A 16,523-nucleotide genomic window follows, 5' to 3' on the forward strand; every position below is an offset into this window, starting at 1 on the left:
GCGGGACGAGCCGGTGAGGGGGAGTTCCCTCACCGGCTCTCCGCTGCCGTGGGGCGGCCGAGATACGTGACCGGCCCGGCATCCGGTACGGCGATCTCGTGGAAGCCGAGGCGGTCGTAGAAGGCGCGGGCGGGCGTGTTGGCGGACAGCATGCACAGGTGTACGGCGGCCACGCCCCGCTCGTGCAGCGCGCGGAAGAGAGCCGTCATGAGCGCCCGCCCGTACCCGCGGCCCTGCCACCCGGGAAGGAGGTCGATGTGCAAGTGGGCGGGATAGACGGCGACCTGGGGCACCAGCATCCGCTCGGGGTCGTGCAGCAGCGCGGCGATCTCCTCGTCGGGGGTGCTCGGCGGGCCGCTCGGCGCCGGATAGCGCTCGGCGACGAGCGGGAGCCACCGGGCGCGGTACTCCTCGACGAACCGGGCCGTGTCGGCGGTCCCCACGACATACCCGACGGCCCGCCCCGCCCCGTCGTCCAGCACGAAGGCCAGGTCCGGGTCGAGATGGACGTACGGCTGCGCGAAGGCCGCCGGGAAGACGCCGGGGTCGCGGTAGTGGGGGCGGGCGTCCTGGCCGACGTGCGCGGTGCGGACGCAGATGTCGTCGAGGGCGTCACGGTCCTCGGGACGGTAGGGCCGTATGGCGGGAGTCGAGGTCATCGCAGCATCCTGCACGACGGGACGGGAGATGGGGCGGGCAAGGGAGACGGGACCGGCAAACCGGTCGCGTGGCTCGTACACCCACCGCTAGCGTGCCCTGCATGACGAGCACCGATGCCGACGGCTCCGAGGCCGCCCACCCCCGTTTCGCCGAAGCCCTGCGGGAGCTGGGGCTCGACGAGCTGACCGCGAGGATCCGCCGCTTCCCGGACGCCACCCGGACCGCCGCCGAGGCCGCCGCCGCGGTCGGGTGCGAGCTGAGCCAGATCTGCAAGTCGCTGATCTTCGCGGCCGACGGCGTGCCCGTGCTGGTGCTCATGGACGGGGCCTCGCGGGTCGACGTCGAGCTGGTGCGGCGGGAGCTCGGCGTGGAGAAGGTCACCCGGGCCAAGGCCGACGTCGTACGGGAGACCACCGGGTACGCCATCGGGGGTGTGCCGCCCTTCGGGCACCGGACGAGGACCCGGGTGCTGGCCGACCGGTCGCTGCTCGGCCACGACCTCGTGTGGGCCGCCGCCGGCACCCCGCACACCGTGTTCCCCATCCCGCCGAAAGACCTCGTCGCGCACGCCGGCGCCACCCTCGTGGACGTCCGCGAGCACACCTCGTGACCCCGCTCGTCACCGCGGCCGTCCTGCTGGCCGCGGTCACGCACGCCAGCTGGAACGCCATCGCGCACCGGATCACCGACAAGCTCGTCGGGTTCACGCTGATCTCCGGCGGCGGGATGCTCATCGGGCTGGCGATCATCCCGTTCGCGGCGGTCCCGGCGGCGGGCGCGTGGCCGTACCTGATCGCCTCCTCCTGCGTGCACATCGCCTACTACGCGCTGCTGATGAGGTCCTTCCGGCTCGGGGACTTCGGGCAGGCCTACCCGATCGCGCGCGGCACCGCGCCCCTGGTCGTCACGGTGCTCGCCGCCCTGTTCGCCCACGAGGTGCCCGACGGGTGGGCCGCGGCCGGGATCGCCCTGTCCTGCGCGGGACTCACCGGGGTCGCGCTGTGGGGACTGCGCGGGCGCCGGCCCGACTGGGCGGCGATCGGCGCCGCGTTGGCGACCGGGCTGAGCATCGCCGTGTACACCGTCGTCGACGGACTCGGCGTGCGCGCCTCCGGCTCCTCCCTCGGCTACATCGCCTGGCTGATGGCGGTGCAGGGCGTGGTGATCCCGGCGTACGCCCTTAACCGCTGGCGGGCCCAGTTCGTGCCCGTGCTGCGCCCGTTCGCCCGCATCGGACTCGTGGGCGCCGCCCTCTCCGTGGCCGCGTACGGCCTCGTCCTGTGGGCCCAGACCCGAGCCGAACTCGCCCCGATCGCGGCCCTGCGCGAGTCCTCGATCATCGTCGGCGCGGCCATCGGCGCGGTGTTCTTCAAGGAACGCTTCGGAGCCCCGAGGATCGTCGCGGCGGGCCTGCTGGTCGCGGGCATCGGGCTGATGTTGCACGCCGGTTAGCGGTGCGCGGGACGTGCTGCCCCAAGCGTCGCCCAAGTCCCGCCCAACGCACGCCCTTCGTTTGCTCTCCCTTGCCCTCCTTGCCGAGGCCTTGACGGTTCGTTCCCTGAGCGTTCAGTCAGGTGTCCGCGCCCGGGCCGGGTGCCGTCCCTAGGGTCCCTCCGGAACCGGAAGGGGGGACTCATGGACACACGCCACGCGGTCCGGGCCCGGGGGATCAGCAAGGGCTTCGGGGACGTCGTCGCGCTCGACGGCGTCGACCTGGACGTGACGCAGGGTCAGATCCATGGCCTGGTCGGGCCGAACGGGGCCGGGAAGACGACCCTGCTCGGGCTGCTGCTGGGGCTGGCCGTCGCCGACGGCGGCCGTCTGGAGATCCTCGGGGCGCCGGTCGGGCGGGAGTTCGCCGCCCCCGACGGAGTCGCCGGTTTCGTGGACGGCCCCGGTCTCTACCCCTCGCTCACCGCCCGGCAGAACCTCGCCGCGCTGGCCCGGCTGCGGGGGCGGCGGGAACGTACCGCGGACATCGACGACGTGCTCGGCCAGGTCGGGCTCACCGCGGTCGCCGACGACAAGGCCCGCGGCTTCTCCCTCGGCATGCGGCAGCGCCTGGGGCTCGCCGCCGCACTGCTGACCAGGCCGCGGCTGCTGGTGCTCGACGAGCCCTCCAACGGCCTCGACCCGGCCGGGAAACGGCATGTGCACGGGGTGCTGCACCGGCTCGCCGCGGACGGCACGAGTGTCGTGGTCTCCAGCCACCGTATGGACGACCTGGAGGCCCTGTGCTCCGAGGTCACCATCCTCGCCACCGGCCGGGTCGTGTTCTCCGGACCGCTCGCCAAGCTGGCCGCGGAGAGCCGTGAACTCGACTACCGGGTACGGACGTCCGACCCGCGGGCCGCGCGCCGGCTGGCCGCGGACACGGTCGGCGTCAGGCTGGTGGAGGACGGCGAGCCGCTCGTCGTCCGGGCGCTGGTGCCCGCCCTCGACGAACTCGTCGCGCGGCTCGTGACGTCGGGCGTCGCGGTACGCGAACTCGCCCCCGTGATCTCGCCGTTGGAAGCGGCCTTCCTCGAACTCACGGAGCACCAGGAGGCGGACGCATGACCGCGACCCTGCCCCGGGACGCCGCCGCCCCGCCGGTCTCCGTCACCCGCGCCTACCGCTTCGAGCTCCTCAAGCTCCTCTCCCAGTGGCGTATCCGGCTCCTGCTCCTCGCCTGCTGGATCGCGCCCGGCCTGTTCGTCGCCGGGGTGGGCGTGCAGAGCACCCTGCCCTCCGACACCCTCTTCGGACGCTGGATGCACGCCACCGGCTGGGCCGGGCCGCTGGTGATCCTCGGGTTCGCGGGCACCTGGGCGCTGCCGCTGCTGACCTCGGTGGTCGCCGGTGACGTGTTCGCCGCCGAGGACCGGCTAGGCACCTGGCGGCACCTGCTGGTCGCGGTCCGCTCGCCGAGGCGGATCTTCGCTGCGAAGGCGCTGGCCGCCCTCACCGTCGTGCTGCTGCTGGTGGCCGGACTGGCCGCATCCGGCACGGTCGGCGGACTCACCGCGGTCGGCGACCAGCCACTGGTCGGTCTGGACGGCCACCTGATCGGTCCTGGGGACGCGGCCGCGAAGGTTCTCCTCGCCTGGACCGCCGCCCTCGCCCCCACCCTCGCTCTCGCCGCGATCGGCCTGCTCGGCTCGGTCGCGCTCGGCCGCTCCCCGACGGGCCTGCTGCTGCCCCCGCTCGTCGCGCTCGCGATGTCGGTCGCCCAGATGCTGCCGCTGCCCGTCGCCGTACGCCTCGCCCTGCCGGGATCCGCCTTCGTCTCCTGGAACGGCCTGTTCACCGCCCCGGCCCAGCTCACCCCCCTCCTGATCGGGATCGCGGTCAGCCTGCTGTGGGCGGTGCTGGCGACCGCCCTGGCCCATCACCTCTTCCTGCACAGGGACTTCACCGACCTCGCCTACGACGGCGGAGGGCGCCGCGCGCTCACCACGGGGCTGCTCCCGATGGCCGGGCTGCTCGCCCTCAGCGTCGCGGTGATCGCCGTGACGGCCCCCTCGGCGGGCATCACCCGGGCCAAGGTCCAGGCCTCCCTCGCCACCGCCTTCGCCCACCTCTACCGGATGCAGACCGGCCAACTGCACCGCCCCGCCGTCACCGAGGCCCAGCTGCGCGCCTCGGCGGCCTGCACCAAGAGCGACGGACTGGCCGCGCAGGAGGGGCCGGGCAACGACTGGCGGTGTGTCGTGACCTGGCACCTGCCCGGGACCGCGGTGGCGGGGACCGCGATCTACCAACTCGACGTCGGATCGGACGGCCGGTACGTGGCCGACGGGGACGGTCCGAAGGAAGTGAACGGCTACTTCCTGGTGCGGACCGAGACCGGGGACGCCCCGAACCCGCTGTGGCAGTTCGACGGGAACGTCGAGCTGCTCGACACCACCTCGAAGGGATAGGTCCATGCAGGTAACACGGCGTATCAGGGAGAAGCAGCCGGTCAGACGCCGGACCGTGCTGGTGGCCGCCGGAATCGCCGTCGCCATGGGCGTCACCGGCACCGCGGTCGCCTCGACCTACCAGTTCGGCACCCAGCAGGTCGCGCAGAACACCGCCAAGGGCGAGGTCATCTCCAGCGACCAGTACCTCAAGCCGTACGGCAGCCGGACGGTCATCGACGACGGCAAGATCATGTCGTCCACGGTCAGCCCCGACGGCACCCACCTCGCGGCCGCCGTCACCGACGGCGACGCGGCCCTGGTCATCATGGACCTGGCGACCGGACAGGTGAAGCAGAGGATCGGCGCCAACGCTGCGGACGACCTGCGCATCAGCAGCGCCGCCGTCGGCCAGGAGGGCCCCACCTACTCGCCCGACGGCAAGCAGCTGTGGCTCGGACAGGCCACCGGATACACGAAGTTCACGGTGAACGCAGACGGCACCCTCGCCGACCCGGTCGCGGTCCCGATCCCGACCGTCGGCTCCCAGCAGGCGCTGGTGGGCGCGGCCGTCTTCTCCCCCGACGGCTCCACCGTGTACGCGGCGGTCAACGGCCAGAACACGGTCGTCGCGTTGGACGCGGCAACCGGAACCGTCCAGCAGACCTGGGCCGTCGGCACCGCCCCGCGCGGACTCGCCCTGGTCGACGGGAAGTTGTACGTCAGCAACGAGGGCGGCCGCCCGGCTCGGGCCGGCGACACCACGATGAACTCGTACGGCACTCAGGTACCGGCGAACCCCGATACCGGCGCTTCGACGAGTGGCACGGTCAGCGTCATCGACACCGCCCACCCGGCCGCGTCCGTCGGCACCATCCCCGTCGGCCTCCACCCCACCGCCGTCTACGCCAAGCACGGCACGGTGTTCGTCACCAACACCGCCGACAACACCGTCTCGGTGATCGACACCCGCAAGGGCAAGGTCGTCCAGACCATCGCCACCCAGCCGTGGCCCGAGGCGAAGGTCGGCTACGAGCCCGACGCGGTCACCCTCACCGACGACGGCCGCCTCCTGGTGACCCTGGGCCGCGCCGACGCGGTCGCCGTCTACCGGTACGAGTCCCCGCAGGAACCGGCCGGTTACGTGGGCCTGCTGCCCACCGACTACTTCCCCGCCGAGGTGACCACGGTCGGGAAGAAGGTCGTCGTCTCCAACACCCGTGGCATCGACGCCCGCCGCCCGACCACGGCGACCGGCCACGGCACCCACGACACCACGTCGAGCCTGACCGAGTTCACGCTGCCGAGCGACCTCGTGATCAGGTCCCAGACGGCCAAGGTCTTCCAGCAGAACGGCTGGACACCGGGCTCGGTCCTCAAAGTCACCAGCGCGAGCCATGCCAAGCCGGTCCCCGTCCCCGCCCGCCTCGGCGACCCCTCGACCATCAAGCACGTCTTCCTGCTGGTCAAGGAGAACCGCACCTACGACCAGGTCTACGGCGACCTCCCGCAGGGCGACGGCGACCCGTCCCTCACCACCTTCGGTGCGAACGTCACCCCCAACCAGCACGCCCTCGCAGAGCAGTTCGGCCTCTACGACAACTTCTACGACATCGGCACCAACTCCGCCGAGGGCCACAACTGGCTGATGCAGTCGGACAACCCGGAGTACACCGAGTCCTCCGCCGGTGAGTACACCCGCAGTTACGACACCGAGAACGACGTGCTCGGCCACCAGAAGTCCGGGTTCCTGTGGACCGGGGCGCAGGCGGCCGGCAAGTCGGTCAAGGACTTCGGCGAGTTCCAGTCGACGGAGTCCAAGCCGGCCGGGGCCACCTGGCAGAACCTGTACTGCGACTCCAGGACCATGGCCGCGACCGGGGCGGGGACCCAGTACCCGATCCAGACCGGCTCGGCGATCCCCTCGCTCAACAAGGTGAGCGTGCAGGGCTTCCCGATGTTCGACCTCGACGTCCCGGACGTCTACAAGGAACAGATCTGGCAGCAGGACTTCGAGAAGAACGGCCCGGCGAACCTGAACATGTTCTGGTTCTCCAACGACCACACCGGCGGCCCCGCCAACGCGGCCGCCGAGGTCGCCGACAACGACCTCGCGGTCGGCCGGACGGTCGACGAGATCTCGCACAGCAAGTACTGGAAGGACTCGGTGATCTTCGTCGTCGAGGACGACTCGCAGAACGGGCTCGACCACGTCGACGGCCACCGGGCCCCGGTCCAGGTCATCAGCCCGTACGCCCAGCACGGCACCGTCGACAGCCACTACTACACGCAGATCACCATGATCCGCACGGTCGAGCAGATCCTCGGGATCCACCCGATGAACCAGAAGGACAGCGCGGCCACCCCGATGTACGGGGCGTTCACGGCGAAGCCGGACACCACCCCGTTCACGGCGGTCCCCAACCGCACCTCGCTGACCCTCGGCGTGAGCCCCACCCCCTCCTGCGGCGCGGACACCCCGGCCGCGCAGGACGCCGACGCGGCCCCCGCGCCGACGTCCGTGGCCGTACCGAAGGCCGAACAGGGGCTGGCGGCCCAGTGGAAGACGTGGGCCTCGCACCAGCGCCTGACGGGCCCGCACGCCGTGCCGGACTACGCCGACAACGAGCAGATGAACCGCTACACCTGGTACCAGACCCACAACTGGACCAAGCCCTACCCCGGCGACAAGAAGGTCTACGCCCCGAACGCCGTACCCGGCGCGTACCTGCCCTCCGCGGAGTCGGACGGCTGAGCCCCGTGCGCCGCCGCCCGCCGAGGAGCACCCTGGAAGCACACGCTTCGGAGGTGATCGTCATGACGCACACCGCTGTGGGATGGCACATCGAGCTGGAGTTCCAGGAGGACGACCAGCACACGCGGGCGGCGGCGATGGTACGGCTGCCGGACGGCACCGAGGTGCGCACGCACGGGCACGCCACCCGCCACCACACCGACAGCAACCAGCCGCGGGTGGGGGAGGAGGTGGCCGGCGCCCGCGCGCTGAACGAACTCGCGATGCAGCTGCTCACCAAGGCGCACGGCGAGATCGACGAGGCGTCCGGCCGGACGTCCCACCCGATCAACGTCTAGCGGTCACAGGGCCGCCCGCACCGCCCTGACCAGCGCCTGCGCCCGCGGGTCCGCGGTGACCGTCTTGCGGAAGCCGTTGGTGACATAGCCGAGGGCGACGCCGGTCTCCGGATCGGCGAAGCCGAGCGAGCCCCCGCGGCCGGGGTGCCCGAAGGAGCCCGCGCCGAGGAACGGCGACGCGCTGCCGTGCAGCATGTAGCCGAGCCCGAACCGGGTGTTCACGACGAGCACCCGGTCCGGGCCCGCCGACTCCTCGGCCCGGGCGAGCTCGACCGTGGCCGGCTCGAACAGCCGCACCCCGTCGACCTCGCCGATCAGCGCCGCGTAGATCCGCGCCAGCCCGTCGGCGGTCGCGATCCCGTTGGTCGCGGGCAGCGCGCTCGCCCGGTACTCGGGCGCGTTCTGGTCGGGGAAGGGGGTGATCGCGGCGAACGCCCGGCGGGTCAGGGAGCCGGGATCCTGGTAGGCCTCGGTGACGGACCGCTTGGGCCGGGCGCGCAGGGCACCGGTGGGCACCGGCCCCTCGACCCGGCCGACCCGGCCCGCGCGTCCGGCTGCCTCCTCCGCCTCCGGCAGCCCGAGCCAGAACTCCGCCCCGAGCGGCCCGGCGATCTCCCGCGCGATCCAGGCACCCGCGCCGAGCCCGGTCACCCGGCGCACCAGCTCGTCCAGCATCCAGCCGTACGTCAGCGCGTGGTACCCGTGGTCCGTGCCGGGTTCCCAGACGGGTGCCTGCGCGGCGACCGCCTCCGGGCCCTTCAGCGGGTCCAGGGCCTCCTCGGGGGTGAGCGGCCGGTCCAGCACCGGCAGCCCGGCCCGGTGGTTCAGCACCTGCCGCACCGCCAGCCGCTCCTTGCCGCGCGCCTTGAACTCGGGCCAGTACTCGGCCACCGGCGCGTCCAGGTCCAGCTCCCCGCGCTGATGCAGCAGCAGGGGTACGGCGGCGGCGACACCCTTGGTCGCCGAGCGCACCACCTGCGCGGTGCCGTGCCGCCAGGGCTCGGTGCCGTCGACGTCTTTGGTGCCGGCCCACAGGTCGACCACCTTGCGCCCGTCCCGGTACACGGCGAGGGCCGCGCCCCGGTCCCCGAGCGTCTCGAAGTTCCGCGCGAACGCGTCCCTGACCGGCTCGAAGCCCTCGGCCACTGTGCCGTTCACGTCCACGTCCGCACTCCTCCTGCTGCCGCTCGGTACCCCTCTCAGCCAAGCAGAATCGTCACGTCGATGTTCCCGCGGGTCGCGTTGGAGTACGGGCAGACCTCGTGGGCCGCGTCCACGAGCTTGGCCGCGAGGCCCGCGTCGAGGACCGGCAGGGAGACGCTGAGGGCGACCGCGAGGCCGTAGCCCTGGGTCCGGTTCGGGCCGATGCCGACCTTCGCGGCGACCGTCGAACCGGTGAGGTCGTAGCCCGCGCGGTTGCCGACGAGGATCAGCGCGTTGTGGAAGCACGCGCTGTAGCCGGCGGCGAACAGCTGCTCGGGGTTGGTGCCGTTGCCGTCCCCGCCGAGCGCCGGCGGCATCGCGACCTTCAGCTCGATCTGGCCGTCCTGGCTCGTGACATAGCCGTCCCGGCCACCGTGCGCGGTGGCCTCGGCGACGTACATGATCTTCGTCGGGCGGGTGTCGACGGCGGTGTCGTCACTCATGGCTGGCTCCCCCCAGAACAGGTGCGCACAAGAACATCGTGCACAAGATACCGGCCGGTAGGGCGAGGGCGTGCCGTCAGGGGGTGGCAACCGGGGGTAACCCGAGGTGGGGGGCGCGCGAGGGGTCAGCGCGCGCGGGCCGCCGCGGTGCCCGCCCGTTCCGCGAGCCGCCACAGCTCCTCGCGCAACCGCTCGGCCTCGGGACCGGCGAGCTCGGTGGCCGCGAGCAGCGCGCCGGGTACGGCGGCGGCGCGCTCCCTCAGGCCCTCCGCACGCTCCGTGCACGCGACGAGGACCGAACGCTCGTCGTCCACCGCCCGCTCCCGGCGCACAAGGCCGGCCCCCTCCAGCCGCTTGAGCAACGGCGAGACCGTGCCGTAGTCCAGACGCAGCGCCCCCGCGAGCTCCTTCACGGTCGTCTCACCGCGCTCCCACAGCACCAGCAGCACCAGGTACTGCGGGTAGGTGAGCCCGAGCTCGTCGAGGAGCGGCCGGTAGGCGGCGGTCACCGCGCGCTGGGCGGCGTACAGCGCGAAGCACAACTGGTCGTCAAGGAGCAGCGATCCGGCGTCCTCTTCGTTCGTCACGCGCCCATTGTCACGGACCGCGGGTCGAATCCGAAGGGCAGCTCCAGCCGGTGGGCGCGCATCAGCTCGTCGTCGGTGAGGAGTTCGGCGGTCCTCCCGTCCGCGGCGATGGTGCCCTCGCTCAGGATCAGCGAGCGCGGACACAGCTCCAGCGCGTACGGCAGGTCGTGCGTGACCATCAGGACCGTCACGTCCAGCGAGCGCAGGATGTCGGCGAGTTCACGGCGGGAGGCCGGGTCGAGATTGGAGGAGGGCTCGTCCAGGACGAGGATCTCCGGCTCCATCGCGAGCACGGTCGCGACGGCCACCCGGCGCCGCTGGCCGAAGGAGAGGTGGTGCGGGGGCCGGTGCGCGAACTCCGCCATGCCCACGCGCTCCAGCGCGGTGCGCACCCGGGCCTCCAGCTCGTCCCCCTTCAGCCCGGCCGCCGCCGGTCCGAACGCCACGTCCTCGCGCACGGTCGGCATGAAGAGCTGGTCGTCGGGGTCCTGGAAGACGATGCCGACCCGGCGCCGGATCTCCGCCATGTGCTTCTTGTCCACGGGCAGTCCGGCGACCTTCACCGAGCCGACCCCGCCGCCCAGGATGCCGTTGAGGTGCAGCACGAGGGTCGTCTTGCCGGCGCCGTTCGGCCCGAGCAGCGCGACCCGCTCACCGCGCGCGATGGTGAAGTCCACGCCGAACAGGGCCTGGTGCCCGTCGGGGTAGGCGAAGGCCAGTCCGGTCACTTCGAGGGAAGCTGTCACAGGGTCCATCCCACCACGCAGACGACGAGGGCGGTCACGGGGAGCGCGAAGGCGTACGACCACTGCGCGCGCGACGCGGTCACCTCGTCGATGACCGGCATCGAACCGGCGTACCCACGGCTCACCATGGCCAGGTGCACTCGCTCGCCGCGCTCGTAGGAGCGGATGAACAGCGCCCCGGCCGACTTCGCGAGGACGCCCCAGTGCTTCACGCCGCTCGCCTCGAACCCCCTCGACTCCCGCGCGATCCGCATCCGCCGCATCTCGTCGGTGATGACATCGCCGTAGCGGATCATGAAGGACGCGATCTGCACCAGCAGCGGCGGGAGCTTGAGCCGCTGGAGACCGAGGAGCAGCTCGCGCAGTTCGGTGGTGGAAGCGAGCAGCACCGACGCGGCCACGCCGAGCGTGCCCTTGGCGAGCACGTTCCACGCGCCCCACAGACCGCTCACGCTCAACGACAGGCCGAGCACCTCGACCCGCTCGCCCTCCGCGACGAACGGCATCAGCACCGCGAACGCCACGAACGGCACCTCGATCAGCAGCCGCTTCAGCAGGAACCCGGCGGGCACGCGCGCGACGTACGCGACGACGCCCAGCAGGACGGCGTACAGAGCGAACGCCCACATCGCCTCGCGCGGGGTCGAGACCACGACCACCACGAAGGCGAAGACCGCCGCGAGCTTGGTGTGCGGCGGCAGGGCGTGCACGGGCGAGTGCCCGTGCCGGTAGAGCCGGTGTGCGTGCCCCGCGCCCATCTCAGACGCTGCTCGTGCTCGCCGGCGAGACGTCGGCCGTACGACGCCTGCGGACCGCCCAGAACACGCCGGTGCCCGCGACGACGGTCACGCCGACGCCGATCACGCCCGCCAGCCCCCCGGACAGGCGGGCGTTCTCGACGTCCTTCACGCCGTAGTCGGCGAGCGGTGAGTCCGCCGTGGCGTGCTCCTCGGTCTTGGCGTCGATGCCCTTGTCGGCGGCGACCTTCTCCAGACCGTCGGGGTTCGCGGAGGCGTAGAAGCTCACGAACCCGGCGAGGACCAGGGAGGTGACCAGGCCCGCGATCCACACTTTGCGGTGGGAGCGGGCGGCGACCGGGGCCTTCTCGGCGTCCGGCACGTCGACCAGCTGTCCGTCGACCCGCAGGCGCAGCTTCTGCCGGAGGCCACGGGCGCCGTACACCAGGTCGGGGCGTACGGCGACGACGGCGCCGACGGTCAGGGCGGTGATGGCGGCCTCGCCGATGCCGATGAGGACGTGGACGCCGATCATGGCGGTAGCGACCTTGCCGATCGAGACGTCGGTGGTGCCGCCGACCGCGTAGATCAGGGTGAAGGCGACGGCCGCGGCGGGCACCGAGAGCACGGCGGCCACGAAGGAGGCCGCGGTGATCGAACTGCGCCTGCGCGGAAGCACCTTCACCAGCCCGCGGAAGACGGCGTACGCCACGACCGTCGTCACCACGGCCATGTCGGTGATGTTCACGCCGAGCGCGGTCAGCCCGCCGTCCGCGAAGAGGATGCCCTGCATGAGCAGGACCACGGTGACACAGAGCACCCCGGTGTAGGGGCCCACGAGGATCGCGGCGAGGGCTCCGCCGAGGAGGTGTCCGCTGGTTCCGGCGGCCACCGGGAAGTTCAGCATCTGTACGGCGAAGATGAACGCCGCGACCAGGCCGGCCAACGGCGCGGTGCGTTCGTCGAGTTCACGCCGGGCACCGCGCAGGCTCACCGCGACGGCGGCCGCGGCGACGACTCCGGTCGCGGCCGAGATGGGGGCGTCTATGAATCCGTCAGGCACATGCACCGTTCGATGATAGTGGCTTGTTGCGAACCTTTTGCAAGAGAGGGGTGACGCGAACAGCAAGTCACGGGCTTTCGGTCCCGGGGGCGGAATCCGGGAAATGTGCGACGCTGGAGAGGGAATGGATGCACAGCTTCCGCACAGGTTACGCAGCGTGAGAGGTCCGTCACGATGTCTGTAGTCGAACAGTACGCGCGAGCCCACATCGTTTCGGACGCGGACATCGCGGAGGACGAGGCGGTCCCGGTCGTCCTGCGCTACGACCCGGAGACCGACCCGCGCTCGGTCCGGGTCGGTCTGCCGGGCACCGACGAGTGGACGTTCGCGCGGACGCTTCTGGAACAGGGACTGAGGGCGCCCGTCGGCAGTGGTGAAGTCCGCGTGTGGCCGTGCGGGCGGGTCCAGGCCGTGGTCGAGTTCCACTCCCCGCACGGGGTGTCGGTGGTGCAGTTCGAGCAGAAGGCCCTGCTCAGGTTTCTGCGCCGCACCTACATGGCCGCGGCCCCGGTGCGCGGCTGACCCGCGGGATCAGCCGCCCAGCTTCAGCAGGGCCGCCACGATCGGGCCCGCGGTGTCGCCGCCGTGGCCGCCCGCCTGGGCCACGCCCGCGGCCGCGAGGTCGCCCCGGTAGGCGGTGAACCAGCCGTTGGGCTTCTTCTGCCCGTCGACCTCCGCCGAGCCGGTCTTCGCGCCGACGTTGCCGGTGACCCCGGACATCGCCTCGGCCGCCGTGCCGTAGGCCGCGGTGTATGACATCAGCTCACGCAGCTGCGCCAGCGTGCTCGACGACATCGTGCGGGAGGCGGTCGCCAGCGTGCGGTGGTCGACGCTCGGGGACACCAGGTAGGGCTGCCTGAAGGTGCCCGACTCGACGGTGGCCGAGACCGACGCCATGTTCAGCGGGTTCATCCGGACCCCGCCCTGGCCGATGAGCGAGGCCGCCTTCTGGGCCGCGCTCTGCACCGGCACCGAGCCGTCGAAGGACGGGACGCCGATCGCCCAGTTGTTCATGGACAGACCGAAGACCTGCTGGGCCTGCTTGGTCAGGGAGTCGTTGTCCAGCTTGCCGGCCTGGCTGATGAAGGCGGTGTTGCAGGAGCGGGCGAAGCTCGCCTTGAAGGTGCCGCCCTTGATCTCGAACTTGTCGTCGTTCTGGAACTTCCAGCCGCCGTACGTGAAGTACTTCGGGCACGGGTGCGCCTTGTCCGGCGACGCGAGGCCCTTCTCGATCAGCAGCGAGGAGGTGACGACCTTCATCGTGGAGCCGGGGGCGAGGGAGCCCTGGAAGGCGGTGTTGAAGCCGTGGCCGGCGTTGGCCACCGCGAGGATCTCGCCGGTCGAGGGGCGCAGGACCACGACGGAGGAGCGGGCCTGCTTCTCCACCTGCGCCTCGGCCGCCGCCTGGAACGTGGGGCTCAGCGTCGTCTTCACGGTGCCCGGGGTGCCCTTGCTGAGCTCCACCAGGGTCTTGTCGGAGGACTTGGAGTCCTTCGCGCGGATCACCCGCAGCTCGACGCCCGCCTTGCCGCCGGCCTTCTTGCCGTACTTGTCGCGCAGCCCGTCCAACACCGGGCCCAGCGACGGGTACTTGGCCGTGGTGATCTCGCCGCCGTCCCGGTCGACCGCCTTGATCGGAGGGGTCCCGGACTCGCCGGTGACCAGGGTGTCCCCGTCCTGAAGATCGGGGTGCACGAGAGCGGCGGTCCAGTCGACCTGGGGCTTGCCGGTGGTGGTGTTGCGCACGACGGTCAGGGAACTGCCGTACGCCAGCGGCTTGCTGAGGCCCTTGTACGACACCGTCGCCTTGACGGAGAAGGGCACCTTGGCGCCGGTCGGGGTGCCCGGGGTGAGGGTGGTGCCGGTGAGGTGGGCGTCCTTGGTCCAGCCGGTGAGCAGGGCGGTGGCGGCCTTGGCGTCGCTGGTCGCGGCGGCGGCCGTGGTCACCTTGCCCTGCTGCCAGGAGGTCAGGAAGGCGGTCGCGGTGGAGGTCACCTCGGCCGCCGACAGCGGGCCGGTCTTGACCTTGGGCTTGTGGTCGGCGGCCGCGGAGGTGTTCTGCGTCCGGTCGTCGGCCGCGGCTCCACTGCCGTACAGCGCGTAGACGCCGACGCCGGCGCCGCCGACGACCACGGCGATCATCGCGCCGACCACGGCGGGCTTGGTCTTCCGTCGCTCGGCGACGCGCCTTCTGTTACCCACGACTTACGCTTCCTCCGCGCTGTTCCAGGGTCCCCGTTGCCCTCATGCACCTCAACGACTGCAACAGACTAGAGTCCCTGTCCCGCACGGGTGACGTCAGCCTGCGGCTCGTAGCACAGCTGCGACAATCGGGCCCGCCGCGTCGCCGCCGTGGCCGCCCTCCTCGGTCATGGCCGCCGCCGACACGTCGTTGCGGAAACCGGTGAACCAGCTGTTGGAGACCTGCTGTCCGTCGACCTCCGCGGACCCGGTCTTCGCGCCGATGTCCCCGCGCAGCCCCCCCATCGCCTTGGCAGCCGTGCCCTGGGTCGCGGTCAGCCGCATCATCTGCTTCAGCTGGGAGGCGGTGTTGTACGGCAGCCCCTTGGCGGTGGCCAGTTCGCGGTCGTCGAGCTCGGGCGAGATCAGGTAGGGCTGGCGGAAGGTGCCGGTGATGGCGGTCGCCGTGATCGACGCCATGTTCAGCGGGTTCATCTGGACCTGGCCCTGGCCTATCGCGTTCGCCGCCCGGTCCGGGCCGCTGACCGCGGGGACCTTGCCGTCGAAGGAGACGATGCCGGTCTTCCAGTCCTGGCCGATCCCGAACCGGTCCTGGGCCTCCAGGGTCAGCGACTCGTCGGTGAGCGGCTTCTCGTCGATCAGCTTGATGAAGGCGGTGTTGCAGGACCGCATGAAGCTGTTGGCGAGCGTGGCGTTCTCGTTGGGCTCCATGCCGGTGAGGTTCTTGAAGGTCTGCCCCTGCCACACGGCGTCGGGCGGACAGGGCGCCGGGCCGTTCATCGAGGTCACGCCGTTGTCGATGAGCATGGCCGCGGTGACGATCTTCATGGTGGAGCCGGGCGCCTTGGTGCCCTCGAAGGCCGCGTTGAAGGCGTCCGTACGGTTGTTGGCGACGGCCAGCACCTCGCCGGTGCTCGGCTTGACGGCCACGACCGAGGACTGTTTGTACAGCTTCACGGCCTTCTCGGCGGCGGCCTGCGCGGTCGCGCTGATCGTGGTCCGCAGCTTGCCCGCCTTGCCGTCGGCGAGGGTGAGCAGGGAGGTGTCCGGCGTCTGGTCCGGGTGCTTGATGACCAGCTCGATACCGGGGGTGCCGCCGGCCTCGCTGCCGTATCTCTCCCGCAGGGCGTCCAGGACCGGGCCGAGGGAGGGGTACTTCTCCTTGGTCAGCACCTTGCCGTTGCGGTCGACCGCCTCGATGGAGGGGTTCGCGGACTCGCCGGTGACGAGCCGGTCGTCCCGCTGGAGCTTCGGGTACACCAGGGAGGGCTGCCAGTCGACGAGCGCCTTGCCGGTGGTCACCCCGCGCACGACGGTCAGCTTGCTGCTGTACGCCAGCGGCTTCGACTTGCCGTCGTAGGACACGGTCGCCTTGACGCTGTACGGCACGGTGGCGCCGGTCGCCTTGCCGGGCGTGATCCTCACGTCGCCGATGTGGGCGTCCGCCTTGTAGTCCGTCAGCAGCACCTCGGCCGTCGTGCTGTTGTTGGTGAGCGCGGCGGCGCTCGCCGCGTCGCCCTTCTCCCAGGCGGCGAAGAAGTCCTGGGAGGTCTCCTTGATCTCGTCGGCGGTGGGCGGCCCGCTGCGCTTGGCGTCCCCGACCCCACCGCTGCCGTCGTCGCTCATCGCCGTCACGAAGTTGTACGCCCCGTATCCGGCCCCGCCGACCATCACGGCGAACACCGTGCTGACGACAGCGACCTTCACCCCCTTGGCCATGGTCTGGCCCCCTCCCGATACCCCGTTGTTGTGGGCACTCTAAGCGGGAGGTGTGACAGGTGGGGTAAAGGTTTTCTGAATCCGCGGGGCCGGGTGCTCAATCATGTATGTGAACGATGGTCGCCGACCGGGATCGTCCCCTCTTGTTGCGGCGAGGCCGGTGAAGCCCATGACCGCCGCGATCAGGCG

At 71.5% G+C, this 16,523-nt stretch carries 16 protein-coding genes; 7 read left to right on the top strand and 9 right to left on the bottom strand.

The window, feature by feature from the left end:
- Positions 1-29: 29 nt before the first annotated feature.
- Positions 30-659 carry a GNAT family N-acetyltransferase gene (locus tag OHN19_RS25240; RefSeq protein WP_330266377.1) on the bottom strand — a complete coding sequence of 210 codons (630 nt, stop codon included), beginning with the start codon at positions 657-659 and terminating at the stop codon, positions 30-32.
- Positions 660-760: 101 nt separating this feature from the next.
- Here OHN19_RS25240 and OHN19_RS25245 point away from each other — a divergent pair, with 101 nt between their 5' ends.
- The 6 genes from OHN19_RS25245 to OHN19_RS25270 all read left to right on the top strand — a co-directional run bounded on the left by OHN19_RS25245 (position 761) and on the right by OHN19_RS25270 (position 7,634).
- Complete coding sequence (locus OHN19_RS25245; RefSeq protein WP_330266378.1) at positions 761-1,270, top strand: YbaK/EbsC family protein; 510 nt, start codon at positions 761-763, stop codon at positions 1,268-1,270.
- Positions 1,267-2,112 (top strand): DMT family transporter, encoded by an 846-nt coding sequence (locus OHN19_RS25250; protein ID WP_330266379.1) that lies wholly within the window; start codon positions 1,267-1,269, stop codon positions 2,110-2,112. The genes OHN19_RS25245 and OHN19_RS25250 overlap by 4 nt, the downstream gene beginning before the upstream one ends.
- A 183-nt stretch (positions 2,113-2,295) precedes the next feature.
- Complete coding sequence (locus OHN19_RS25255) at positions 2,296-3,219, top strand: ABC transporter ATP-binding protein (protein ID WP_330266380.1); 924 nt, start codon at positions 2,296-2,298, stop codon at positions 3,217-3,219.
- On the top strand, positions 3,216-4,562 hold the full coding sequence (locus tag OHN19_RS25260) for an ABC transporter permease (protein ID WP_330266381.1): 1,347 nt from the start codon (positions 3,216-3,218) through the stop codon (positions 4,560-4,562). Before OHN19_RS25255 ends, OHN19_RS25260 begins: the two co-directional genes overlap by 4 nt.
- A gap of 4 nt (positions 4,563-4,566) precedes the next feature.
- Positions 4,567-7,296 carry a bifunctional YncE family protein/alkaline phosphatase family protein gene (locus tag OHN19_RS25265; RefSeq protein ID WP_330266382.1) on the top strand — a complete coding sequence of 910 codons (2,730 nt, stop codon included), beginning with the start codon at positions 4,567-4,569 and terminating at the stop codon, positions 7,294-7,296.
- Between the two features lie 62 nt (positions 7,297-7,358).
- The gene (locus tag OHN19_RS25270; RefSeq protein ID WP_123765007.1) at positions 7,359-7,634 is read left to right on the top strand and encodes a DUF1876 domain-containing protein; all 276 of its coding nucleotides are present in this window, start codon (positions 7,359-7,361) and stop codon (positions 7,632-7,634) included.
- A gap of 3 nt (positions 7,635-7,637) precedes the next feature.
- Here the strand turns inward: OHN19_RS25270 and OHN19_RS25275 are convergent, their stop codons facing one another.
- The 6 genes from OHN19_RS25275 to OHN19_RS25300 all read right to left on the bottom strand — a co-directional run bounded on the left by OHN19_RS25275 (position 7,638) and on the right by OHN19_RS25300 (position 12,419).
- Positions 7,638-8,798, bottom strand: a complete 1,161-nt coding sequence (locus OHN19_RS25275; RefSeq protein WP_330266383.1) for a serine hydrolase domain-containing protein — start codon at positions 8,796-8,798, stop codon at positions 7,638-7,640.
- 35 nt (positions 8,799-8,833) lie between these two features.
- The gene (locus OHN19_RS25280; RefSeq protein WP_330266384.1) at positions 8,834-9,280 is read right to left on the bottom strand and encodes an organic hydroperoxide resistance protein; all 447 of its coding nucleotides are present in this window, start codon (positions 9,278-9,280) and stop codon (positions 8,834-8,836) included.
- A gap of 125 nt (positions 9,281-9,405) precedes the next feature.
- Positions 9,406-9,867: a MarR family transcriptional regulator gene (locus OHN19_RS25285; protein ID WP_330266385.1), complete on the bottom strand. Its 462-nt coding sequence runs from the start codon at positions 9,865-9,867 to the stop codon at positions 9,406-9,408.
- On the bottom strand, positions 9,864-10,622 hold the full coding sequence (locus OHN19_RS25290) for an ABC transporter ATP-binding protein (protein ID WP_330266386.1): 759 nt from the start codon (positions 10,620-10,622) through the stop codon (positions 9,864-9,866). The genes OHN19_RS25285 and OHN19_RS25290 overlap by 4 nt, the downstream gene beginning before the upstream one ends.
- The gene (gene cbiQ / locus OHN19_RS25295; RefSeq protein ID WP_330266387.1) at positions 10,610-11,371 is read right to left on the bottom strand and encodes a cobalt ECF transporter T component CbiQ; all 762 of its coding nucleotides are present in this window, start codon (positions 11,369-11,371) and stop codon (positions 10,610-10,612) included. Before cbiQ ends, OHN19_RS25290 begins: the two co-directional genes overlap by 13 nt.
- A 1-nt stretch (position 11,372) precedes the next feature.
- Entirely contained in the window at positions 11,373-12,419 is a 1,047-nt protein-coding gene (locus OHN19_RS25300; protein WP_330266388.1) for an energy-coupling factor ABC transporter permease, read from the bottom strand.
- A gap of 168 nt (positions 12,420-12,587) precedes the next feature.
- Between OHN19_RS25300 and OHN19_RS25305 the strand changes: the two genes are divergently transcribed.
- Positions 12,588-12,935: an SsgA family sporulation/cell division regulator gene (locus OHN19_RS25305; protein WP_330266389.1), complete on the top strand. Its 348-nt coding sequence runs from the start codon at positions 12,588-12,590 to the stop codon at positions 12,933-12,935.
- A gap of 9 nt (positions 12,936-12,944) precedes the next feature.
- Here OHN19_RS25305 and OHN19_RS25310 read toward each other — a convergent pair whose 3' ends face one another.
- Entirely contained in the window at positions 12,945-14,615 is a 1,671-nt protein-coding gene (locus OHN19_RS25310; protein WP_330266390.1) for a penicillin-binding transpeptidase domain-containing protein, read from the bottom strand.
- Positions 14,616-14,711: 96 nt separating this feature from the next.
- Complete coding sequence (locus tag OHN19_RS25315; RefSeq protein WP_330266391.1) at positions 14,712-16,334, bottom strand: penicillin-binding transpeptidase domain-containing protein; 1,623 nt, start codon at positions 16,332-16,334, stop codon at positions 14,712-14,714.
- Positions 16,335-16,523 lie beyond the last annotated feature (189 nt).

The sequence above is a fragment of the Streptomyces griseorubiginosus genome, assembly GCF_036345115.1.
Classification (GTDB): domain Bacteria; phylum Actinomycetota; class Actinomycetes; order Streptomycetales; family Streptomycetaceae; genus Streptomyces; species Streptomyces griseorubiginosus_C.